Consider the following 21,752-nt stretch of genomic DNA (forward strand, 5'->3'; position numbering starts at 1 on the left):
GTCGGCGCTCGGCTCCTTTACCCGCCGGTGGCGATGGTCAGCACCTTGAACGGCGTGGTGATGACGATCTCGGCGACCGAGCCGACGGCCTTGCCGAGGCCCTGGCCGAGATTGTTGAGCTGTGTCGCGTCGGGTTCGTCCGCGGCCAGGCCAGCCGGTGCTCGCAGCCGGTCGCCGAGCAGTTGCACCAGCATCGGGTTGTCGGCGAATTTGGCGTGGTTGAGGCGGTCACCGCCCTTGGCCTGGGAAAGATCGACCACCGACACGCCGTAGCTGGCGAGGTCGGCCGCATCGCCGTAATCGCCGACGCGCGGCTTGTCGCCCGAGATCAGGGACGAGAGCTTGAGAGCCCGGTCATCCGCCGAGAGCAGGATGGCGAATGGCTTGTCGGGTTTGCCGTAGCGGATCATCTGCTTCTTGAAGACGTCGACATCGATGTCGGGCGAGGCCAGGATGACATAGCCGAGCTTGCCGCCGAGATCGCGGTCGCCGGTGATGGCGAGCTGGCGCAGTGCCTCCATGGTCACCCAGGTTCCCATCGAATGGGCAATAACGTCGATGCTTTTGACCTTGGTCTTGGCCAGCATCCGGAGCGTCGCCTCGAGGTCGTCGCGCGCCGCGTTGGCGCTTTCCTTGTCGTAGATGTAACCCGTGGTCTTGCCGCTCGAAGCCCATGAGAACAGCACCGGGGTGCCGGGATATTTCGTGTCGTGCGCGATCTGCGTCAGTCGGTAGATGCCGTCATCGAAACCGTTGTTGAAGCCGTGCACGAAAACCAGCGCACGGTCGCCGCGCATGGAAACGTCGGCGCCGACCGCCTTGGCGAACTGTGGCGCGCCTTCGTAGAAGGTGACGTCCTTGGCGGTAAAATCCTTGGCAGGATTGCTATTTGCGGATCCCTTGGCCCGTTCGATGGCGCCGACCTGATGGCTTTTCGGAACGGTGACATCGACACGGGCAAAGCTGGTGGTCAGCGAGCGATCGCCGTCGTACACCTGTCGCGGATCCTTGGTTGCCCTCTGGCGGGTGGTGGCGACGAAGATCTCATGCGTGGCCGCGATGTCGGAAGCGGGCACCGAGACCGTCGTCGTGTTGAGCAGGTCGTGCGTTTTCCCGCCAGCGCAGCCGGTGAGAGCGAGCGCCAATGCAACGACGAGGTAGCTCTTCGAACGCACGGTCACACGCAGGCTCCCGCAAAAGGGGACGTCAAACGCGTGACGTCGCTGGCTATTCCGATAAGGCCAGAGACCGGCGCGGTCCAGTTCAAAGTGAACCCACACGTCCGCGATGCCGGGCAGGCACGGCGAAAACCGCGGGACCGCACCTATTGGCCAAGCAGGCTGATGCGGTCGGTCACGTCACGGTCGCTGGCAAAGCCGTCGTCCTCGCGCAGCCGCTGGCCGATCATTTTCACCAGCGTCGGATTGTCGGCGAACTTCGTATGGTTGAAGCTGTCCGATCCCTTGACCTTGGACAGGTCGACGACCGTCACGCCATAGGAGGCAAGATCGGCGGCATCCTTGTAGTCGCCGACGCGCGGCCGTGAACCGGCGATCAGGCCGGAGAGCCGCAGCGCGCGGTCGTCGTCCGACAACAGCAGGATGAACGGCTTGTCGGGTTTGCCATAGCGCCGCATCTGGCTCTTGAACACGTCGACATCGATGTCGGGCGAGGCCAGCACCACGTCGCCGAGCTTGCCGCCGAGATCGCGGTCGCCGGTGATGGCCATCTGGCGCAGCGTTTCCATGGTGACCCAGGTTCCGAGCGAATGCGCGACGATGTCGATGCGCCGCGCGCCGGACTGCTCCAGCATCCTGAGCGTCACTTCCAGCTGGTCGCGGGCAGCGCTGGCGCTTTCCTTGTCATAGACATAGTCGGTGGTCCTGGCGCCCGATGCCCAGGAAAACAGCACGGGCGTGCCGGGATAGCCGGAATCATGGACGATCTGGGTCAGGCGATAGACGGCGGCATCGAAGCCGGTGTTGTAGCCATGCACGAAGACCATGACGCGGCCGCCGCGCGCCGCGATGTCGGCGTTGAGCGCGCTTGAGAATTTCGGCTGCGTGTCGTAGCCGACGACTTCGGACGCCATGAAGTACTTCGCCGGGTCGTCCGATTTGCCGCGCGAGCGGCGCTCGATCTGGCCGGTCTTGTGAAGCCCCGGAACGGTGACGTTGACGCGGGCATAGTTCAGCGTCGCCGACCGTTCGCCGTCGAAAACCTTGTTGGGATCGTCGGATTTCTTGCGCGTCGTGGCGATGAAGATCGAGTGGTTTCCGGCGATCTCCGTCACCGGCGCGGACACCATGGCGCTGCCCAGCAATTCCTGTGTTTGCTGGCCGGCGCAGCCGGCGACGAACAAGGCCAGGACAACGGTAAAAATCTTCTTCAAAGGCACGCCTGAATTTCCAACTCCGGCCGAAAGGCCTGTCTATCCTTACGATACCTCCCGGACAGGCAGAGTGCGGCAGAACTAAGTCCTGTCGAGTCGAAATGTGATCGGCGCCCCGCTGCGGCCATCGCAGTGTTGCGCGAAAGCCAAAATGGCGGGAAACGCCTGCGTGATGCGCGCAATGAGCGGCGTCGCCGCCGGTCTACCAATTCCCGCAGAGATAGCCATTTCAAGCCGCCCGATGCGAGGGGACATGAGAATGCACCCACAAGTAGCTGAAAATATTCCGTAAAATTTCCGCTCGGAAGGACGCACATGATGGACGATGGCGCCGCGTAGCCGGATATGCAATAGGCGGGCTCGCGCCGCACCTGGTCCCGGCGCTCAACAACCGAACGTCCGCAACCCGATCAATGATAGAGCTCCGTGGACAGCATGCAACGCAAGGTGGTTTTCCCCAAGGGTGGTTTCCGATGAACAGCTTCTCTTCCCGCGTTGCCGCCGCTGCCGCCGCGATCCGCCAGATCTTCCCCGAAACGCCGCTGCAGGAAAACGATTATCTGTCGAAAAAGACCGGTGCGCGGGTGCTGTTGAAGCGCGAGGATCTGTCGCCGGTCCGCTCCTACAAGATTCGCGGCGCCTTCAATTTCTTCCGCAAGACACTGGCGGCCGGCAACGAGGCTGAACTGTTCGTCTGCGCGTCCGCCGGCAACCACGCGCAGGGCTTTGCTTTCGTCTGCCGCCATTTCGGCAGGCGAGGCGTCGTGTTCATGCCGGTGACGACGCCGCAGCAGAAGATCGACAAGACCAAGCTGTTCGGCGGCGATTTCATCGAGATCAGACTGGTCGGCGATTTCTTCGACGACTGCTATCGCGCTGCCCTGGAATTCACCGACAGTTCCGGCGCCCATATGGTGCCCCCCTTCGATCACAAGGACATCATCGAGGGCCAGGCAACCGTCGCCTACGAGATCGCGGACCAGATGCCGGGCGCCCGCATGCCCGATATCGTCATGCTGCCGGTCGGCGGTGGCGGACTTGCCGCGGGCGTCACCCACTATTTCGCCGATCAGGGCAGGGAAGCACGCTTCGTCTTCTGCGAACCGGCAGGCGCGCCGAGCCTGCGCGAGAGCCTCGCAGCGGGAAAACGGCTCAAGCTCGCCAAGGTCGACAATTTCGTCGATGGCGCCGCGGTGGCCGAGATCGGCCGCGAGCCGTTGCGTCATCTCAAGGATTTTCCGGCCGACGCGGTGCGGCTGATCCCGGAAAACCGGCTCTGCGCCACCATGATCGAGATGCTCAACGTCGAAGGCGTCGTGCTCGAGCCGGCCGGCGCGCTGGCGATCGATGCGCTCAAGGATTTCTCCAAGAAGGAGATCAGGGGCAAGACCATCGTCGCCGTGGTTTCGGGCGGCAATTTCGATTTCGAGCGGCTGCCGGACGTCAAGGAACGGGCGTTGCGCTTCGAGGGCCTGAAGAAATACTTCATCATCCGTTTTCCGCAGCGGCCGGGCGCGCTGCGCGACTTCCTCGAACTGCTCGGGCCCGACGACGACATCGCCCGTTTCGAGTATCTCAAGAAATCGGCGCGCAATTTCGGTTCGGTGCTGATCGGGATCGAAACCAGGGACCGCCGCAATTTCGACCTGCTCAAGGCGAAGTTCGAGGCCGAGGGCGTCCAGTATCAGGACATCACCGACAACGAGACACTGGCCGGGTTCATCATATGAGCGGCAAGGAGGCAGAAAAAATCTTCGTCGCGCTGTTTTCCGGCATCAATGTCGGCGGCAACCGCATCGTCAAGATGGCGGAGCTGCGGTTGTTCTTCGAGGGGCACGGCTTTTCCGACGTCGCCACCTACGTGCAGAGCGGCAATGCCGTGTTCCGGGCGAAGAAGGGCGACGCGGCGGCACTGGCGAAACAGCTCGAAGCAGCCTTCGAGAAGAAATGGGGGTTCCATTCGCGCATCATGGTGCGCGATCTCTCCTGGTTCGAGCGGCTGGTGAACGAAAACCCGTACCCGGAAGTTGCCGCGGACCACACGAAGCTGCACGCCTATGTGCTGGAGCGCGAGCCGACAGCGGACGAGGTGGCGCGGCTGACCGAAAAGTGCACCGGCCCCGAACGCTTCGAGATCAAGGGCGATGTGCTCTACCTCAGCGCACCGGACGGGCTGGGCAAATCGGTGTTTGCCGGGCTGATCCCGCGCACGCTGAAAGTGCCGGGCACAGCGCGCAATTGGCGCTCCGTGCAGGCGCTGCTGGAGATGGCCGCTCAGGCCGCTGAGAAGTAAGTCGCCAACTAGGCTGCCGGAGCGGTTTTCCAGTCAAAGGTCAGTTCTTCGCGGAAAGCAAAGCGCTTGATGTGATCGGCAACAACGCTTTCCAGGCGCTCGATCGATCCTGCTTCGTCAGTCGACACCGTGATATGCAGCGTCGCCGCATCGGCATCCATGACGGTACGGCCCATTGAGAGATCGATGGTGCCATGGGTGGGATCGAACTCGACCGGGAATTTGTGCGCCCAGTGCTTGCACAGCTGCTGCAGGTAGCGGCTGGCATGTTCGGTGGCGACGTCGGCATGGCTGGTCGGCATGAATTCTCCTGGCAAGCGCCTGTTGCATGGCTGGGCGCCGGCCCACGCCTGACGCCTCAGCCAGACAAATAGGCGCCGCCCCTGAAAAACCAAACGGTACCGGGCTCATCAGTCTGGCATTGTCCGCTCAAGACAGCGTGATCGGCTACCAGCTTCCGGTGTTCGCCATCGAAGCCCAGGGCTCCGCCTTGGCCTTGGGCGGGCCCTTCTGCAGAAGCTCGATCGAAATGCCGTCCGGCGACTTGACGAAAGCCATGTTGCCGTCGCGCGGCGGCCGGTTGATGATGACGCCATTGTCCATCAGATGCTGGCAGGTGCCGTAGATGTCGTCGACCTCATAGGCGAGGTGGCCGAAATTGCGCCCGCCCTTGTAGTCTTCCGGATCCCAATTGTAGGTCAGTTCGACCAGCGGTGCCTTGTCGGCGATGCCGCTTTGCTCGTCTTCGGACGCCGCGAGGAAGATCAGCGTGAAGCGGCCCTGCTCGTTTTCGTAGCGGCGCACTTCCTTGAGGCCGAGCTTGTTGCAGTAGAAGTCGAGCGAGGCATCGATGTCGGCGACGCGGATCATGGTGTGCAGATAGCGCATGTGATTTCCTCGATAAATTGCGTTGCGGCGCAACATAGGGTCGGGCCTGTCAAAGGGCAATCGTGCGGTGCGCGCAATGCCGGCAAAGAACAAATCCGGTATTGCCCTAATGAACCGTGAAAAAAGGCACGGCAGGTCTTGCACACACCGGAAGCCGCAGTGTTAATCTGTTGGCAAGAATCAGTTGCGGTGTTCTTGAAAAAAGGGGGCATTCTTATGGGGGAAAAGGCCTCTTTGACGGGGCGGGACGGACCCCTCGGCGACGCCTTGCAGCGTGACGAAGGCGGCGATGCCGCGGATCTGCTCGAAGTGGCCGGGGCCATCAAGTGGTTCGATGTGGCCAAGGGCTACGGTTTCATCCTGCCGGATGACGGCATCTCGGGCGACATCCTCCTCCATGTGACATGTCTTCGAAGGGACGGCTTCCAGACGGCTCTGGAGGGCGCACGCGTGGTCTGCCTCGTCAAGCATGGCGACCGCGGATTGCAGGCTTTCCGGGTGCTCTCCATGGATGTCACCACCGCGGTGCACCCGGCCGAGATGCAGGAGCAGCGCACCCATGTCGCGGTGACGCCGGAGAGCGGTCTCGAACGCGCCTTGGTGAAATGGTTCAACCGCACTAAGGGGTTTGGTTTTCTCACCCGCGGCGAGGGGACCGAGGACATCTTCGTCCATATGGAGACCTTGCGCCGTTACGGTATCACCGAGCTTCGGCCGGGGCAGGTCGTGCTGGTTCGTTTCGGGCGCGGCGACAAAGGCCTTATGGCCGCCGAAATTCACCCCGATATGGGGACCTTGCCGGTCTCGCACTAGGACGATTTCCGGCCGAGGATCTCGAATGGCTTACAGGAACTGGCTGACCGCGGGCGCGATGTGCGCGATTGCTGTCGTCGCCGCCGCCGGTGGTTATTTCTATACCGAAAAGCCGACCTCGGCGGACAGCCAGGCGATGATCCTTCCGGCCGATCCGGCGCCACTGGTCGTGGTGACGAAAGGCGGTGATCGCTCTTTTTCCATCGAAGTCGCCGACACCGCCGCGGAGCGCGAGGCCGGTTTGATGTATCGCCAGGACATGGCGGACGACCACGGCATGCTGTTCGTCTTCGACGTCCAGCAGCAGGTTGGCTTCTGGATGCACAACACCCCGATGCCGCTTGATCTGATCTTTGTCGGCCAGGATGGCAAGATCCGGGCGGTCAAGCACGGCGAGCCGCAATCAGACGCCGTCATTTCGCCAGGCGTACCGGTGCGCTTCGTGCTCGAACTCAAGGCAGGCACCGCAGCCAGGAACGGCATCGAGTATGGCGACCTGTTACGCCATCCAGCGGTGGGCACGGTGTCCGGCCCGAGCATGCCGCCCGCCGACAATGGCGATGCACCCAGTGGCGGTGGCGGTTGAGTGCGCAAGCGGGGTCGCTGATGCAGTTTTTCACCCATGACGGCTTCGATCTTGCTTTCCTCGACCGCCAGCCGGAATCGGGCGAGGGCGATCCGGTGCTGATGATCCATGGCTTTGCCTCGAGCCATTATGTCAACTGGGTGTCGCCCGGCTGGTTCAAGACGCTGAACGATGCCGGCTACCGCGCCATCGCCTTCGACAACCGTGGCCACGGCTCGTCGTCGAAGAGCTATGAGGAGGCCGACTACACGCCGGTCAAGATGGCCTCCGATGCCGCTGCCTTGCTCGGCCATCTCGGCATCGAGCGCGCCCATGTCATGGGCTATTCGATGGGCGCCCGCATCGCGGCATTCATGGCGCTGTCCGATCCGGACAAGGTGGCGACGCTGGTCTTCGGCGGTCTCGGCATCGGCATGATCGATGGCGTTGGCGATTGGGACCCTATTGCAGCGGCCCTTCTTGCGGATGATCCGGCCGCGACCAGCCATCCGCGCGGCCGGTCGTTTCGCGCCTTCGCCGACCAGACCCGCAGCGATCGCCGTGCGCTGGCCGCTTGTATCGCCAAATCGCGAGAATTGCTGAGCGAGCAGGATATCGCCCGCATCGCCCAGCCGACGCTGGTCGCAGTCGGCACGACGGACGACATTGGCGGTTCGCCCAATGAGCTTGCAGCGTTGATGCCGAACGCGAGCGCCTTTCACATCGAGGGCCGTGACCATATGCTGGCCGTCGGGGACAAGACCTTCAAGCAGCGCGTGCTGGAGTTCTATGCCGAAAATCCGCTCTGAGCGGACGGCGAGGGGAGCGGCCAATAATGCCACAATGGGGACGAAGCATGGCCGCCGTGCCGGGCGCGGTCGCGCAAGGCGGGCTCGGCCAACGTTCGGTCATACTGGCATTGTCGGCGTTCGCGGCAGGGGCACTTGCAATAACCATCCTGGTGGCGATCCCAAACGACGCCTCGACACTTGCGCAGAACATCGCCACCGGTTTCTTCATGGCGGTGTTTCTGCTCGCCGCTCCGCTGGCGCACATCACCGGCGCGGTTTTCGGCGTGATGGCGCTGGTGCGTTCGAACGACAGCCGCGCGCTTGGCGTTCTGGGGATCATCCTCAACGGGCTGTCGGTGATGGCGGGCCTAGCCATTCTGGCGATGCTGGCATCGACAATAGGGGCTTTTACGTGATTGTCCCTTGGCCGATAGAAAGGGCCGCCAGCGACCGCGCTATGTTCAGCCGAGCCTGCGGTTCGAAGCGTTGGCGAAACTCTTGCGTGTGGAAGATATGCGGGCGGGCAAGGAAATTCTTCAGGACCGCACTGCGTCCAGCCCGCCACATCGGCTCCTCCACCCAGTGATGCTCGCGCCGCACGGCGCGCTCATAGGCGTCGAAGGCATCCGGCGCGGCACCCAGGATCGACAGGTCCATATCCAGAAAAAGACTTGCGTCCCGTGTGGCCGCCGCGTCGTCGAACGGCGGCAGCTGGTGCGTGGCGGTGGCGAGGATCATTGCCGAGATGCGGTTGAGGCGTGAGGGATCTGAACGGCCCGCCAGCTTTTTTTCGGCAAGGGCGGCACTTTGCGCCTCATTGTCCTTGGCCTTGCTGTCATAGATGGCATCGTGGAACCAGATCGCCGCTTCGGTCGCCCCGGGGTCGCCGAGCAATTCTCGATAGTCGCCTGCCAGCGCCAGCATCGCCTCGATATGGGCAAGGTTGTGGTAGTGGCGGCCCTGTGCCCGGTAGAGCCCTGAGAGCTCGCTTTTCAGCGCGTCATCGATCAAGGGTTCGTTTTCCATGGCTGCTTGAATTCCCGCGAACCAAATCCATTTGACAAAGCACTAAGGAAAATTGAGTTCAATCGTGCTATGATCTGGCTTATATGTGCGGCCAGGCAACAGGCAAGCACGACAGGCAAGCCAGGCAGGACGCAGGACGAGACGGCGATGAACAGCATCAGCATTTCCCGACACAGCGCATTGAAGCCGGTCGATCCGATCTGGCGTTCGATCCGCGACGAGGCCATGGAGGCTGTCAACCGCGACCCGCTGCTCGCTGCATTCCTCTATTCGACCATCCTCAACCAGGACAGCCTGGAGGAAGCAGTCATTCATCGGTTGGCCGAGCGGCTGGCGCACCAGGACATCGGCTCCGATCTCATCCGCCAGACGTTCAAGTCCATGCTGGCCGACGACAAGGAGTGGCCGACGACGGTGCGTGTCGACATCCAGGCCTATTACGATCGCGATCCGGCCTGCGACCGCTTCATCATGCCTGTGCTGTATTTCAAGGGTTTCCACGCCATCCAGACCCATCGGCTGGCGCATTGGCTGTGGAACCAGGGGCGCAAGGATTTTGCGCTCTATCTGCAGAGCCGCTCGTCCTCGGTCTTCCAGACCGACATCAACCCGGCCGCCCGCATCGGCAAGGGCATCTTCATCGACCACGCAACCGGCCTCGTGGTCGGCGAGACCGCGGTCATCGAGGACGATGTGTCGATCCTGCATGGCGTGACGCTGGGCGGTACGGGCAAGGCCGGCGGCGACCGGCATCCCAAGATCCGCTACGGCGTTCTGATCGGTGCTGGCGCCAAGATCCTCGGCAACATCGAAATCGGACATTGCTCGAAGATCGCGGCAGGCTCGGTGGTGCTGTCGCCAGTGCCGCACAACAAGACGGTTGCCGGCGTGCCGGCCCGCGTCGTCGGCGAGACCGGCTGCGATCAGCCGTCGCGCCAGATGGACCAGCTTCTGCCGTCGCAGACGATGGATCAGGTCGTCAGCTTCGACATCTGATTTTCGCGAGACCGCTGCCTGCTGCCGGATTCCGGCCGCGGCATGAGTGGTGGTTGTCTCGTCTTATCAGGCCGCTTGCCTTTACATCGCCATTGTCGACGTGCCAGAAGCGCGTTCGAACGAGCAAGCCCGATGATCGGAGAAGACTGTTGAAGCCGGACGAAATCAGAAAGCTGGACGCCTATTTCAAGCGCGTCTTCCAAAACCCCAAGCTCGAGGTCAAGGCGCGGCCGCGCAAGGACGATTCGGCCGAGGTCTATGTCGGCGACGAATTCCTCGGCATCGTCTTCAAGGACGAGGACGACGGCGACTACAATTTTTCGATGGCGATCCTCGACATCGATCTGGCCTGAGCCAGCAAATCTTGCGGTCGGTCGGCTCCATGCGGCCGGCCAGCCGGTTCCCTTGAAGCGTTCTTAGCGTCCCGCCTTCAGAACGCGCCCGGCTTCAGTGGCGATTGCCGCATCGAGCGCCTGCCAATCGCCCAGAAACTCCCTTGGGAAGCGATAGGTGAGGCTGAGTTCGTCGCCGACCTGGATGTCGCGCTCGCAAGGCGCCAGCGATTGGTCGGCACTCTGCCCGCTCAGGCAGCGGGCCACGAACGGCTCCTTGCCGGGGCGATTGCCGACAACCAGCACCTCGTTCAAATAGCCTGATTTCTCGTTGAAACCATAGATCATCGTGCCGCCAGGCCCGGCAGTGCCGGGTCGAGTGATCAGCGCGCTGTAGATCGGCGTGAAGCGGCCACTCATGTCACGCGACATCATCTGCTGTTCGAAGGACAGGAACACGATGTTCTTGACGGTGCCCGTGTGGTTGAAATCGTCCCGCGCCGCCTCGCTGTAGCCGTCCATCCGGGGATAGCGCAGATAGAGGTCGAGCCGTGAGGCAATGCCGTCGCGCCGGGCCTGGGCGAAACGGATAGTGTTGGCCGGGACAGCGATGACATTGTTGCCGATCACCACCTGGTAGACCGTTGCATCGTCGGTGTATCCGGCCATGGCGATCGAATGACCGAACCATTTGCCGCCAAGGCTGATCGCCACCGACAACAGGGCGAGCGCCGCGAACCCGCAGAGCACCCGCTTCATCAGCCTGGAATCGACCACGGTGAGTTCGTTGGCGAGCGCTGCCTGCTTCATCTCAGTCCTCGGATCTCGGGCCGCCTGTCCGTCTCCTGTGTCCCTTGGCGGCACACATCGCACGGCACGGCTCTTGCAGCCTGCATGGAACGACTGTGCAATTTCATGGTAAACGGAAAGTTAAGATGGGACCGCTGGAACTCACACTCTTTGCTTTTGCCGTCGGCTTGACGGCCTGCGGGCTTGCCGGATCGGCCATGGAACTGGTGTCGGGCCGCAAGGTCGCCTTCACCGAACCCTATGTGTCGCCGTCACATGTCTTGCGCTCGCTGCTCGCCACCGCCTGTGCCGGACCCTTCATGCTGGTCAACGACGCCATCGATGCCCGGCGTCAGCACCGCATTTCAACGTTGGCGCTGATGTCCTGCGGCTGCACGGCAATTGCGTGGACCTTGGCGCTGGGCGTCGTCGTGCTTGCCATTGCCTCATGGACGCTCCGTCTCCTAGGGTCCGAATTGCCAGCTTGAGACGATTCGGAGACCAGAAATGCCGCTTTATGCGATCGATGGAACAGAGCCCAGCTTCGCCGATGCGGACTCGAACTGGGTCGCACCCGATGCGACGCTGATCGGCGACGTCAGGGTCGGACGCAATGCCGGCTTTTGGTTCGGCGCCGTCATCCGCGGCGACAACGAGCCTATCGTCATCGGTGCCGACACCAATGTGCAGGAACATACGGTCATGCACACCGATCCCGGCTTTCCGCTGACGATCGGTGAAGGCTGCACGATCGGCCACCGCGCCTTGCTGCATGGTTGCACGATCGGCGACAACAGCCTGATCGGCATGGGCGCCATCGTGCTGAACGGCGCGAAAATCGGCAGGAATTGCCTGGTCGGCGCCGGCGCGCTGGTTACCGAAGGCAAGGAATTCCCGGACAATTCGCTGATCGTCGGCTCACCGGCCAAGGCAATCAGGGTGCTGGACGACGCGGCAATTGCCAGGTTGCGCGGCTCGGCGGCGCACTATGTCGCCAATGGCAAGCGCTTCAAGGCGGGGCTGAAGAAGGTCTGAGATCTCGCCAGAAATGGCCGATTTGTCCCAGAGGTCAAATAGATCGGCGCATGATATTCACGTAGACCGTAGGCGGCTAAGAATATTGAGAATGTGTCGAATCTCGGGATTGCGGCTTCTAAGGCAACAGCGTGTGCAGCAAGCTTGTATCCTGCCGCGATACCGTCTGCGCTGACGCCATTTGCCCGCCGCCTATTATGAAGCTGGCTTGACGCGGTTGGAGCCTTTTCAGTACAGCGGTAAACCTAGCGGGCGCATTCATCGTCACACTAGCAGAACAGGCCATCCAGGCGGGAGAACCAGACATGGAGGAGCAAGGGGGCGGGACACCGCCAACTGCAACGGTTCATCCGTCGACACGCCACCTGTTGATCGCGGGTACGGGTCGAGCCGGCACCAGCTTCCTCGTACGTTATTTGACTGAACTTGGGCTCGATACCACGCTATCGCGGCGTGGTGAGGCGGGAGCTTTCTGGGACGATTTGGCAAGTGCCGGTTTGGAAGAACACCTTGCTTACAGCGGGGCAGAGCTGCCCTATGTCGTGAAATCACCTTGGATTGGGGAGCATATCGAGCAAATCCTGAGCAATCCGCGCCTTGCAGTGGACGCCATTTTGGTTCCTGTCCGTGATTTGATGGAGGCTGCTGCCAGTCGAGCGATACTTGAAATGCGTGCGATCCACGAACACGCACCCTGGATGGCGGAGATGGACCGGAGCTGGGAGGTTTGGGGTACAACACCTGGCGGCATGGTCTATTCACTTAATCCCCTCGACCAGGCTCGGCTGCTCGCTTTTTCGTTCCATAATTTGGTGTGGAGGGCAACCGAAGCCGAGGTGCCTGTTCATTTTCTGGCTTTCCCGCGCATGGTGGAGGACAAGGAGTATTTGCTCCATGCGCTCCGGCCCATCTTACCACATGGAACAACCGCCGAGCGGGCCTACCAGGCGCATGCGCGTACAGCCGATCTCACCAAGATACGGGTCGGCAAAGAAATGATGGCAACCGTAAACGAAAGACGCGTTGATGCGGCATCAGCGCACCGAGCGGCACAATCGATGAGACCTGAAGAGGTAGACATGCTCGCGTTACGGCGCGAGCTAGGGCGGGTTCGAAAAGACGCCTTGCAGTCGGAAAGAAAGGTAACGGAGGTCCAGGCAGCTCTTTCCGCTGAAAGCGCACGTACCGCGGGTGCTGCCGGTGAGATAGCGGAGCTTCGGGCAGCTCTTTGGGCTGAACGTGCACACGTCGCGCAGGCTGCCGGTGAGATAGCGGAGCTTCGGACAGCTAATTCGGCTGAACGTGCACACGTTGCGCAGGCTGTTGCTGAGATAGCAGAGCTTAGGACAGCTCTTTCGGCTGAGAGCGCACGTGCTGAGCAGGCTACCGGTGAGGCGAGGGCGCTGTTGAGTAGCAGGTCTTGGCGTATAACTGCTCCGCTTCGCGCCTTGTTAACGGGCGTCCGAAGGAAAAGCGCTCAATAAATTTACGTGGCGCCCAATGCGCCGTGCCGGCGAGAGAATTTATATATTGGTATTTCGATGTCGAGCGGAAAATACATGTTTTCTCTTGTGTAATAGTTGTCGACAAGACCGGTTAATATTGCCGACATCGCCGGCCGCTTGATTCGCGTGCGTGAAAATTTCTTGAATATCCTCGTCTTATCCCAGAAATGGCGGAGCCGGCCCGGGGACGGGGCCGGCTCCTTAAACCCGGTCGTTGGGGACGGGGAGGGTGGGGACTCGACCGGGTTTCTCGTAAAGCGTGTCGCGCTGCTGCGACGCGCTTGATCTCTGTTCCAGGCACATGTCGCTATCCCCCGCGACATGCGGCGGCGTCCTCAGCGGACGCTGGCGACCGCGTCGGAGCGGCCGTCATTGATCGTTACCCAAACGCCGGAATTCTGGTCAGACTGGCGCTTGAGATAGGTATAGTCGGTATCCGTCCAGGACAGGACCTTGGTTTCCAGATTGTCGAGGATGAATTCTCCGAGGCTCGTGCGCACGGTCAGCACCGCGTGGCCGTCGCCATTCGGCTGGCGCGCTACCGTCATCAGCAGATTGCCGGCGGGGACGCCCGCATCCATCAACTCGCGGCGCTTTTCCAGCGCGTAATCCTCGCAATCGCCATAGCCATTGGCCGGATAGGCCCAATATTCCTCGACACCGTAGTTTTCCATGTCGGTGCGCGGCTTGATGCGGGTGTTGACCGAATTGTTGATGTTGACGATCGTCGCCCACAGTTTGCGGGTCAGTTCGACCGGCGGACCCTTCGGGGTCCGTTCACTGCATTCGCCAGCAATGCGCTGGCAGAACTCATAATGACCAACAGGCTGGGTGGTGCGTCCGCCGGTGTGCATATAGGCCGGTCCCGCGGCATATGCTGATCCCCAAGCGGAAAGCTGCATCGCCATTGCCGCCAGCAACAGCTTGCCCCTCGTTTTCTTCATTGTTGTAGTCTCCCCGTTCGACGGAGACATTGCCACATGTGGATTTATTTGACGCAAAAGCGCGAAGTAGATATTGAGTAAAACTCCAGTAGAATAAACATAAAATTTGAATCATTTGAGTATTAAATTGTTTGGATCTTGGTGCCCTCATCTCGGGCGCGGAAGTCTCCCAGGCCCCCGCCAAGAGCGGCCGAAGCATGTCATGACGTCGAAAACAAAAAACCGGCCGCAAGGGCCGGTTCCTGGAGTGTTGCTGTCGGGCCTGCTCAGGCGCGTGGTGTGTTGAATTCGGAATCGAGCGTTTCAGGGCGCTGGATCACAGCGAATTCGATGGCGACGCCGTCCTCGAAATGACGCACGACCTGCCCGCGCATGGTGCCAAGCATGACCTGGATGCCGATTGCCGGTTTGACGTCGATTTCGACCGCGGCGCCGGAGAGCGAAAGGTCGATGATACGGCACTGGTACTGGCGGCCGTCGGTGAGCTGCAGCACGCTTGTCGGATTGCGCGGTGCGACGCGCTCGTGGCGGCGATCTTCCGGCAGGTCGAGTTCATGCTTGTTGGCGAGCCAGGTCAATTGCGCGGCCAGCTTGTCCTTCTTGCGATCCGACGCGATGACGGTCATCGCGAAACCGTCCTGCAAGGTGCGTGTGACGACACCTTCGATGCGGCCGATATGATCGATGTAGGCGATGATTTTTTCGCCGGGCATGCCGATGCGGTCGGTGCGAAACGCGACATTGCCAGGTGACATGTCGACGACCTGGCAGGGGTGTTCGGTGCGGTCTTCCAGCATGAAGCGTCCGTAAATTTTAACCCGGACACGCTGAAAATTACGCCTTTCAGCTTGGGACGGCGCATAGTCGACCGCCGCTGACCTCATGACTGCCTACACCCCGTTTGGCATCCCGCGCGCCGATGCGAGGAGCTTCATCAGAGAAGTACAACAAAGCGGGTTAACAAAGGGGAAAAGCGGGCGCTTCAGGGGTTTTCCTTTTTTGCAGGCCGTTGTGCCAAAACGGCCGCGCAGTTTTGGGCGACGTGCATCAGGCCGCAAATTGCGGACTATTCCTCGCGCCCGCCATCGAAGACGACGAGATGGCGGATGCGGCGCGCCCGGCCGAGCGCCGAGATCGTCTCGGGTGTCCCAAGTTCATCGGGAACGAGCGAGGGAACATCGATCGCCGGGCGATTGTTCAGAAGCTCCTTCTCCGGATCTATGACACGTATCGAATCAATCAACGCATCGGTGATCGGATCGGCACCCAGCCAGAAGGGTTTCTCCACGGCGCTGATGACGCCCAGGCAGCGCGGATTTTCGACGCCGCCGTCCAGCGGCAGGGCAAGCAGTTCGAACTTGTTGGAACGCCCGTTGCGGCTGAAGCCCTCATAGCTGATCAGCACGACCGATTTCTGCTCGAAGACGCCATGGATCAGGCGCGAGACGAGCCGCTGGTCCTTCTCGCGCCACAGCGATGGAAAGGAAAACCCCTTGAGCTCGCGGCCGTAGCAGGCGCAAAGCCTGGTGCCGGCCAGCCGGAATACCGCCTGTCCACGCGTGTCACGTTCCAGGATAAAGGTGTCGGCCAGCAGCGACTTGATGTCGGCTGGTTCGACCTCCGAACGCTTCGGGGCAGGGCGTCCATCACGCAGGCGGTTCCAATATTGGAACAGCGTGATCGATCCATTCTGGTTCATACTATGCTGCTCCGCGCAATCTGTCGTCTGATGTCCCATCGGTGAACAGAAGGGCGCCCTCCGATGACCTACATGCGTTGCGGAGCAGGAAGCGTGCCAGCGTCGTTAACACTTGTTCACGGGTCGGGGCCGTTAAGGTTAACAAGTGGTTTACATTGCATCGAAGCGAGCCCAATGGCACATAAAAACCACTCCAGAAGCGGTCGTTTCGCGACGATCGGCAGCACTTCAGTCAAGAGTTTTAGGGGAGCAGGGGGCTCGACCAGCCGTTCAAGGGAAACCTTGAACGGCTTCTTTTTTGATTCGCGCCCAGCGATTCGCGGTTTGCGGTTCGGTCCGCGGTGATCTAGATGCTCGGATTCCAAATCCCGCAGTGAGTGCATTTTCAAATGAATGAACCGGTAACTCCCTCGGAAGTCGATCCGGTCGAGGACGCGCCCGAGCCCCGACGGCGCGAGCCGGTGTTCAACCTGCCGCCCGTCGTGCTGGCGGTGATCGGCATCTGCGTGGCCGTCTATCTGTTGCAGCAATATGTGTTGAGCGAATCCCAGCAGATGACATTGCTGTATGACGGGGCCTTCATCCCTGTTCTCTACACCGGCCAATACGGCTTCGACTGGTTCCTGTTTTCCCGGCCCTTCACCTATGCCTTCATGCATGGCGGCCTTGCCCATATCGCCATCAACATGGTGTGGCTCGCCGCCTTCGGCTCGCCATTGGCCAATCGCCTGGGCACGCTCTGGTTCGCGCTGTTCTTTGCCGTTACCGGGCTGGCTTCGGTCGCGCTTTTCTGGGCGGTGCATCCGTACGGAGAGGCGCCGCTGGTCGGCGCATCGGGCGCGATATCGGGCATGATGGGGGCTGCGGCGCGTTTTGGCTTCCGCACCGACCGTTCGGCCGGCAAGGCCGCCTTCGCCGGCCCTGTGCTGCCGATCGGATTCGTATTGCGCTTGCGCGGTGTCGTGATCTTCCTCGCCATGTGGATGATCATCAATCTCGCCACCGGCCTTGTCGGCTTTGCCCCGGGAGCAGACGGCCAGATCGCCTGGGAGGCCCATATTGGCGGCTTCGTCGCCGGCTTCTTCGGCCTGCGCTGGTTCGACAGGCGATGGCAGGCGCCCGAATGGGAGACGACCGACCACCGCACTTGAAATGCAACCGATCACGGCGCACGATGTTCACTCTTACGTGAAGGCCGGTCAGGGCAGGAACCGGCGTACAAAGCAGAGGAGGACGCCATGACGGTTAAGGCAATTCTCGAGAGAAAAGGCCATGACGTGTTGACGCTCGGGCCGAACGAAAAGCTGAGCGAAGCCATCCGCATCCTGGCAGAACACAAGATCGGTGCGCTGGTCATCACCAATGGCGATCGCAAGATCGTCGGCATCCTGTCAGAGCGCGACATCGTCCGGGTGGTCGCCCGCGAAGGTGGAGCCGCGCTGGATATCGCCGTGCGTTCGGCGATGACACCGAAAGTGAAGATCTGCAACGAAAACCACACCGTCAACGAGGTGATGGAGATCATGACCCGAGGCAGATTCCGTCATCTGCCGGTGGAGAAGGACGGCATGCTCGATGGCATCGTGTCCATCGGTGACGTGGTCAAGCGCCGGATCGAGGATGTCGAGCGCGAGGCCGAGGAGATCAGGGCCTACATCGCCACCGCCTGAGCGTGAAGAAACCGCCGGCCGGAGAACCGACCGGCGGAGCCGTGGTTTACCTGTTGTCAAGTTCGGAGCGGACGAGTTCCAGCCCGCGCCGCGTGATGCGGTAGGGTCCTCCACCTGACGAAGAAACAGCCTTCTTCCGCTTCAGCTTTCGAAACATGTCGAGATCGACGCCCGGATAATGCCAGCCATCGCGGGTCAGGCATTTGGCGGAAGCGATCCGTTTTTTCTCGTTCTTTTCGATTTCAATGCGTCCGCCCTGCGCGAGCAGGTGCAGGATGCGCTGTTCAGTGCGCGAAATATCCATGTGAGAGTTTTCCGGGAAAACAAAAAATACCGCCGCCACGAAGCTTCGCGGCACGGGGTTTCAGGTTTTCTGCCCTGCCTCGCCAGGAGGTCAGGGCCTTACCGGGACTGAGCGTAAGTGGACATCCACTCTCCATTGGAAAGGACGTCCTTTAGGCGAAAGCCGCTGAAAAGACCAGTCCGTGGCTTTGCGCTTGTCTCTTTTGGCGGTTTGCACTAGCGAAGTTGCACATCAGAATGTGCATTAATGCACCTTCCCATCATTCCAGTTCGCAGGCCGCCATGTCCCTCATCGATACCCGCACCCCCGACGCGAAACGCCTGATCCCGGGCGCCACCGGCGACTGGGAGATCATCATCGGCCTCGAGGTCCATGCGCAGGTCACTTCGGAAGCAAAGTTGTTTTCCGGCGCTTCGACGGCTTTCGGCGCGGCACCCAACGCCAATGTCAGCCTCGTCGATGCGGCGATGCCAGGCATGCTGCCCGTCATCAACGAGGAATGCGTCAAGCAGGCGATCCGCACCGGCCTTGGGCTGAAGGCGCAGATCAACCACAAGTCGGTCTTCGACCGCAAAAATTACTTCTATCCCGACCTGCCACAGGGCTACCAGATCTCGCAGTTCAAGCAGCCGATCGTCGGTGAGGGCACCGTGATCGTTTCGGTCGGCCCGGACCGGCAGGGCGAATTCGAGGACATCGAAGTCGGCATCGAGCGGCTGCATCTGGAGCAGGATGCCGGCAAGTCGATGCACGACCAGCATGTGACCATGTCCTATGTCGATCTCAACCGTTCCGGCGTGGCGCTGATGGAGATCGTCTCCAAGCCAGACATGCGCTCGGCCGACGAAGCCAAGGCCTATGTCACCAAGCTGCGCACCATCGTGCGCTATCTCGGCACCTGCGACGGCAACATGGACGAAGGTTCGATGCGCGCCGACGTCAACGTTTCGGTGCGCAAGCCGGGCGGCGAGTTCGGCACGCGCTGCGAGATCAAGAACGTCAACTCGATTCGTTTCATCGGCCAGGCCATCGACTACGAGGCGCGCCGGCAGATCGCCATTCTCGAAGATGGCGGCAAGATCGACCAGGAGACGCGGCTGTTCGACGCCGTCAAGGGCGAGACGCGCTCGATGCGCTCCAAGGAAGAAGCCCATGATTACCGCTACTTCCCCGATCCGGACCTTTTGCCGCTGGAATTCGACCAGGCCTATGTCGATGCGCTGGCCAAGGAATTGCCGGAACTGCCAGACGACAAGAAGGCGCGGCTGATCGCGTCGCTCGGCCTGTCCGTCTATGACGCCTCGATCCTGGTTTCGGAAAAGCCGATCGCCGACTATTTCGAGAAGGTGGCCGCCGGCCGCGACGGCAAGCTCGCCGCCAACTGGGTCATCAACGATCTGCTCGGGCAATTGAACAAGGCTGGAAAAGATATTGAGAACGCTCCGGTTTCACCCGAGCAGCTTGGTGCGGTCATCGATCTGATCAAGGATGGCACCATTTCCGGCAAGATCGCCAAGGACCTGTTCGAGATCGTCTGGAACGAGGGTGGCGATCCGCGCCAGCTTGTCGAAAGCCGTGGCATGAAGCAGGTCACCGACACCGGCGCCATTGAGAAGGCTGTCGACGAGGTGATCGCAGCCAACCCCGACAAGGTCGAACAGGCGCGCGTCAAGCCGAGCATGGCCGGCTGGTTCGTCGGCCAGGTGATGAAGGCGACCGGCGGCAAGGCCAACCCGCAGGCGGTCAACGACCTCGTCAAGGCCAAACTGGGCATCGAGTAGCACTGTGTTTGTCCGCACCGCAGGTGAACGCGACCTTGCCGCTGTGCGGATGCTGCTGGTGGAAACCTGGCATGCGACCTATGACGCCATTTATGGCGCTGCCAAAGTCACCGAGATCACCGATGAATGGCACTCGATCGCTTCGCTCCGCTCGCGGCTGACACGGCCGAATTCGGAATTCCTGGTGGCCGATAATGGCAAGCGGATCGGCGGCATGGCTTTCGCCGCCGCCACCGCGGATGCGAAGGTCATCTTGTTGAACCAGCTCTACGTCCATCCGGACTGCCAAAGGCGTGGGATCGGGCAGGCACTGCTCGACGAGGTCGAGGCCAGTTTTCCGGAAGCGCGAACGCTGCGCGTCGAGGTCGAGGAGGCCAATGGCGGCGCCATCGCCTTCTATCGGTCGAAAGGGTTCTTGCCCGCCGGCACCGCCGCGGAATCCAGTGAGACCTCGGGGATGAAGACGATGAGCTTCGAGAAGCCGCTGGGATAGATTGCCATCGGGATGAATAGAGCGATCCGGCCATGCGTCATCGCGGCGTTTGCTGTACCGGCTAACGACGGATATGCAAGGGCATGACCAAACTGTCCCGCATTACAGCGCTGGCGCTGCTCGCCATCATCATTTTCGCGACCTTGTCGCCGATCCAGATGCGGCCGCACCTTGCTGAAGCGAATGTCGAGCGTGCCCTGGCTTATGTCCTGTTGGGCTTCGCCCTGGCGGTCGGCTTCCCCAACCGACTGTATCAGGTCGTGATCTTCGTGGCTGTGACCGCCGGCATGCTGGAACTGCTTCAGCTCATTGATCCGGGTCGCCATGCACGCCTCATCGATGCATTGGTGAAAGCCCTTGCCGGGGTGGTTGGGATCGTCGCGGGACACCTGATCGTCAGGGCCGGCGGACAAAAGAGCCAGAGCTAGGCGCGGCAGCGATCCGCCGGGAGGATCGAGCCTCGCTAGGCAGCGGGAACCCCCACATTGTCGATCAGCCTGGTCTTGCCGAGCCATGCTGCCGCGAGAAGACGCCCTTCGCGGTTTCGACGCCATGGCGCAAGCGTCAGGCTTTCGCGTGCCTGGACATAGTCGACTTTTTGAAAGCCGGCGGCGATGAGGTTGCGGCTGGCCTCTTCGGTTGCATCGTTCTGGTCGGCGCCTGCCGCCAGGGCCGCAGCCGTATTGCGCAATATCACGTTGAGCTGGCGGGCGATCTTCAGTTCGGCCTCATCGAGATAGGCGTTCCGTGATGACATGGCGAGACCATGGGCGTCGCGTATCGTTGGCGCGCCGATGATCTCGACGGGCAGGTCGAGATCGCCGCAGAGCTGCCTCACCACGCAAAGCTGCTGGTAGTCCTTCTCGCCGAAGACCGCACAGTCGGGCGTTGACTGCAGGAGGAGCTTTGCCACCACCGTGGCGACGCCCTCGAAAAAGGTCGGCCGAAAATCAGATTCGAGCCCGGCGGAGGGACCGCCGACCGAGATTTTCGTGGCGAAGCCGGCGGGATACATCTCGCCAACCGTCGGTGTGAAGGCAAGGTCGGCCTTTGCCGCGCCGAGCCGGTCGAGATCGCGGGCGAGTTGGCGCGGGTACTTGTCGAGGTCTTCGCTCGGCGCGAACTGCGTCGGGTTGACGAAGATCGACACGACGCAGCGCTCGGCTTTTTCGAGCGCGATCTTGACCAGCGAGATGTGTCCGTCATGCAAAGCGCCCATGGTCGGCACCATGGCGACACGAAGGCCGTCGCGACGCCAGTCCCGGACTTGCGCGCGAAGTGCGGCAACGCTGTCGACGACGACGGGTTGGCTCATCAGGCAACCTCACGATTGCGTTGAATCAGTTTAAGAGCTGATTGGGCGTTGGTCCCGCGCCACCGTGACGACCGCCTGTGGTGCTCGCCCTTCGAGGGCCCGCATGAGACCTGCGGCGTTG

General features: G+C 61.4%; 27 protein-coding genes. 16 read left to right on the top strand and 11 right to left on the bottom strand.

What is annotated here, in order from left to right; all coding sequences use genetic code 11:
- Positions 1 to 17 precede the first annotated feature (17 nt).
- Together EOA16_RS13970 and EOA16_RS13975 are read right to left on the bottom strand one after the other, a co-directional pair.
- Positions 18 to 1,181, bottom strand: a complete 1,164-nt coding sequence (locus EOA16_RS13970) for an alpha/beta hydrolase (RefSeq protein WP_127258754.1) — start codon at positions 1,179 to 1,181, stop codon at positions 18 to 20.
- A 143-nt stretch (positions 1,182 to 1,324) separates the two neighbouring features.
- A complete protein-coding gene (locus EOA16_RS13975) occupies positions 1,325 to 2,398 on the bottom strand; it encodes an alpha/beta hydrolase (protein WP_013531324.1) in 1,074 nt (357 codons plus the stop codon).
- A gap of 467 nt (positions 2,399 to 2,865) precedes the next feature.
- Here EOA16_RS13975 and ilvA point away from each other — a divergent pair, with 467 nt between their 5' ends.
- Positions 2,866 to 4,122: a threonine ammonia-lyase IlvA gene (ilvA, locus tag EOA16_RS13980; protein ID WP_127258756.1), complete on the top strand. Its 1,257-nt coding sequence runs from the start codon at positions 2,866 to 2,868 to the stop codon at positions 4,120 to 4,122.
- The gene (locus tag EOA16_RS13985) at positions 4,119 to 4,685 is read left to right on the top strand and encodes a DUF1697 domain-containing protein (RefSeq protein WP_127258758.1); all 567 of its coding nucleotides are present in this window, start codon (positions 4,119 to 4,121) and stop codon (positions 4,683 to 4,685) included. Before ilvA ends, EOA16_RS13985 begins: the two co-directional genes overlap by 4 nt.
- Before the next feature lie 8 nt (positions 4,686 to 4,693).
- On the opposite strand, the gene EOA16_RS13990 is transcribed toward EOA16_RS13985, so the two are convergent.
- Together EOA16_RS13990 and EOA16_RS13995 are read right to left on the bottom strand one after the other, a co-directional pair.
- Positions 4,694 to 4,987 carry a DUF2218 domain-containing protein gene (locus EOA16_RS13990; protein ID WP_127258760.1) on the bottom strand — a complete coding sequence of 98 codons (294 nt, stop codon included), beginning with the start codon at positions 4,985 to 4,987 and terminating at the stop codon, positions 4,694 to 4,696.
- A gap of 145 nt (positions 4,988 to 5,132) precedes the next feature.
- Positions 5,133 to 5,573: a VOC family protein gene (locus EOA16_RS13995; RefSeq protein ID WP_127258762.1), complete on the bottom strand. Its 441-nt coding sequence runs from the start codon at positions 5,571 to 5,573 to the stop codon at positions 5,133 to 5,135.
- A 216-nt stretch (positions 5,574 to 5,789) separates the two neighbouring features.
- Here EOA16_RS13995 and EOA16_RS14000 point away from each other — a divergent pair, with 216 nt between their 5' ends.
- The 4 genes from EOA16_RS14000 to EOA16_RS14015 are packed head-to-tail and all read left to right on the top strand — an operon-like array spanning position 5,790 to position 8,158.
- Entirely contained in the window at positions 5,790 to 6,386 is a 597-nt protein-coding gene (locus EOA16_RS14000) for a cold-shock protein (RefSeq protein WP_127258764.1), read from the top strand.
- A gap of 25 nt (positions 6,387 to 6,411) precedes the next feature.
- Positions 6,412 to 6,972, top strand: coding sequence for a DUF192 domain-containing protein (locus EOA16_RS14005; RefSeq protein WP_127258766.1), 561 nt, complete (start codon positions 6,412 to 6,414; stop codon positions 6,970 to 6,972).
- 20 nt (positions 6,973 to 6,992) lie between these two features.
- Positions 6,993 to 7,760, top strand: a complete 768-nt coding sequence (locus EOA16_RS14010; protein ID WP_164754256.1) for an alpha/beta hydrolase — start codon at positions 6,993 to 6,995, stop codon at positions 7,758 to 7,760.
- Positions 7,761 to 7,807: 47 nt separating this feature from the next.
- On the top strand, positions 7,808 to 8,158 hold the full coding sequence (locus tag EOA16_RS14015) for a hypothetical protein (protein WP_127258770.1): 351 nt from the start codon (positions 7,808 to 7,810) through the stop codon (positions 8,156 to 8,158).
- Here the strand turns inward: EOA16_RS14015 and EOA16_RS14020 are convergent.
- Positions 8,151 to 8,768 (bottom strand): hypothetical protein, encoded by a 618-nt coding sequence (locus EOA16_RS14020; protein ID WP_127258772.1) that lies wholly within the window; start codon positions 8,766 to 8,768, stop codon positions 8,151 to 8,153. The two genes, EOA16_RS14015 and EOA16_RS14020, sit on opposite strands and share 8 nt — an antisense overlap.
- A 147-nt stretch (positions 8,769 to 8,915) precedes the next feature.
- Here EOA16_RS14020 and cysE point away from each other — a divergent pair, with 147 nt between their 5' ends.
- Together cysE and EOA16_RS14030 are read left to right on the top strand one after the other, a co-directional pair.
- Positions 8,916 to 9,764 carry a serine O-acetyltransferase gene (cysE, locus tag EOA16_RS14025; RefSeq protein WP_013531333.1) on the top strand — a complete coding sequence of 283 codons (849 nt, stop codon included), beginning with the start codon at positions 8,916 to 8,918 and terminating at the stop codon, positions 9,762 to 9,764.
- 149 nt (positions 9,765 to 9,913) lie between these two features.
- Complete coding sequence (locus EOA16_RS14030; protein WP_013531334.1) at positions 9,914 to 10,117, top strand: DUF3126 family protein; 204 nt, start codon at positions 9,914 to 9,916, stop codon at positions 10,115 to 10,117.
- A gap of 63 nt (positions 10,118 to 10,180) precedes the next feature.
- Here EOA16_RS14030 and EOA16_RS14035 read toward each other — a convergent pair whose 3' ends face one another.
- On the bottom strand, positions 10,181 to 10,906 hold the full coding sequence (locus EOA16_RS14035; protein WP_127258774.1) for a hypothetical protein: 726 nt from the start codon (positions 10,904 to 10,906) through the stop codon (positions 10,181 to 10,183).
- Between the two features lie 125 nt (positions 10,907 to 11,031).
- Here EOA16_RS14035 and EOA16_RS14040 point away from each other — a divergent pair, with 125 nt between their 5' ends.
- The 3 genes from EOA16_RS14040 to EOA16_RS14050 all read left to right on the top strand — a co-directional run bounded on the left by EOA16_RS14040 (position 11,032) and on the right by EOA16_RS14050 (position 13,404).
- Positions 11,032 to 11,373: a hypothetical protein gene (locus EOA16_RS14040; RefSeq protein ID WP_127258775.1), complete on the top strand. Its 342-nt coding sequence runs from the start codon at positions 11,032 to 11,034 to the stop codon at positions 11,371 to 11,373.
- Between the two features lie 19 nt (positions 11,374 to 11,392).
- Positions 11,393 to 11,920: a gamma carbonic anhydrase family protein gene (locus EOA16_RS14045; protein WP_127258777.1), complete on the top strand. Its 528-nt coding sequence runs from the start codon at positions 11,393 to 11,395 to the stop codon at positions 11,918 to 11,920.
- 305 nt (positions 11,921 to 12,225) lie between these two features.
- Positions 12,226 to 13,404 (top strand): hypothetical protein, encoded by a 1,179-nt coding sequence (locus EOA16_RS14050; RefSeq protein WP_127258779.1) that lies wholly within the window; start codon positions 12,226 to 12,228, stop codon positions 13,402 to 13,404.
- 356 nt (positions 13,405 to 13,760) lie between these two features.
- Here EOA16_RS14050 and EOA16_RS14055 read toward each other — a convergent pair whose 3' ends face one another.
- From EOA16_RS14055 to EOA16_RS14065, 3 genes are all read right to left on the bottom strand, one after another.
- Complete coding sequence (locus EOA16_RS14055) at positions 13,761 to 14,369, bottom strand: transglutaminase-like cysteine peptidase (protein WP_127258781.1); 609 nt, start codon at positions 14,367 to 14,369, stop codon at positions 13,761 to 13,763.
- 266 nt (positions 14,370 to 14,635) lie between these two features.
- A complete protein-coding gene (locus EOA16_RS14060) occupies positions 14,636 to 15,253 on the bottom strand; it encodes a PilZ domain-containing protein (protein WP_013531341.1) in 618 nt (205 codons plus the stop codon).
- Positions 15,254 to 15,435: 182 nt separating this feature from the next.
- Complete coding sequence (locus EOA16_RS14065; protein ID WP_127258783.1) at positions 15,436 to 16,068, bottom strand: PAS domain-containing protein; 633 nt, start codon at positions 16,066 to 16,068, stop codon at positions 15,436 to 15,438.
- A gap of 389 nt (positions 16,069 to 16,457) precedes the next feature.
- Here EOA16_RS14065 and EOA16_RS14070 point away from each other — a divergent pair, with 389 nt between their 5' ends.
- Together EOA16_RS14070 and EOA16_RS14075 are read left to right on the top strand one after the other, a co-directional pair.
- Positions 16,458 to 17,219, top strand: a complete 762-nt coding sequence (locus EOA16_RS14070; protein ID WP_127258785.1) for a rhomboid family intramembrane serine protease — start codon at positions 16,458 to 16,460, stop codon at positions 17,217 to 17,219.
- Positions 17,220 to 17,306: 87 nt separating this feature from the next.
- Entirely contained in the window at positions 17,307 to 17,738 is a 432-nt protein-coding gene (locus EOA16_RS14075; RefSeq protein ID WP_127258787.1) for a CBS domain-containing protein, read from the top strand.
- 46 nt (positions 17,739 to 17,784) lie between these two features.
- Here EOA16_RS14075 and EOA16_RS14080 read toward each other — a convergent pair whose 3' ends face one another.
- Positions 17,785 to 18,042 carry a YjhX family toxin gene (locus tag EOA16_RS14080; protein WP_127258789.1) on the bottom strand — a complete coding sequence of 86 codons (258 nt, stop codon included), beginning with the start codon at positions 18,040 to 18,042 and terminating at the stop codon, positions 17,785 to 17,787.
- A gap of 281 nt (positions 18,043 to 18,323) precedes the next feature.
- Here EOA16_RS14080 and gatB point away from each other — a divergent pair, with 281 nt between their 5' ends.
- The 3 genes from gatB (at position 18,324) to EOA16_RS14100 (ending at position 20,744) form a co-directional block, all read left to right on the top strand.
- Positions 18,324 to 19,823: an Asp-tRNA(Asn)/Glu-tRNA(Gln) amidotransferase subunit GatB gene (gene gatB, locus EOA16_RS14090; protein WP_127258793.1), complete on the top strand. Its 1,500-nt coding sequence runs from the start codon at positions 18,324 to 18,326 to the stop codon at positions 19,821 to 19,823.
- A gap of 4 nt (positions 19,824 to 19,827) precedes the next feature.
- Complete coding sequence (locus tag EOA16_RS14095; protein WP_127258795.1) at positions 19,828 to 20,316, top strand: GNAT family N-acetyltransferase; 489 nt, start codon at positions 19,828 to 19,830, stop codon at positions 20,314 to 20,316.
- An 83-nt stretch (positions 20,317 to 20,399) separates the two neighbouring features.
- Complete coding sequence (locus tag EOA16_RS14100; RefSeq protein WP_164754257.1) at positions 20,400 to 20,744, top strand: hypothetical protein; 345 nt, start codon at positions 20,400 to 20,402, stop codon at positions 20,742 to 20,744.
- Between the two features lie 35 nt (positions 20,745 to 20,779).
- On the opposite strand, the gene panC is transcribed toward EOA16_RS14100, so the two are convergent.
- Positions 20,780 to 21,631: a pantoate--beta-alanine ligase gene (gene panC, locus EOA16_RS14105; protein ID WP_127258797.1), complete on the bottom strand. Its 852-nt coding sequence runs from the start codon at positions 21,629 to 21,631 to the stop codon at positions 20,780 to 20,782.
- Positions 21,632 to 21,752: the final 121 nt, after the last annotated feature.

The organism is Mesorhizobium sp. M7A.F.Ca.US.008.03.1.1 (assembly GCF_003997495.1).
GTDB lineage: Bacteria > Pseudomonadota > Alphaproteobacteria > Rhizobiales > Rhizobiaceae > Mesorhizobium.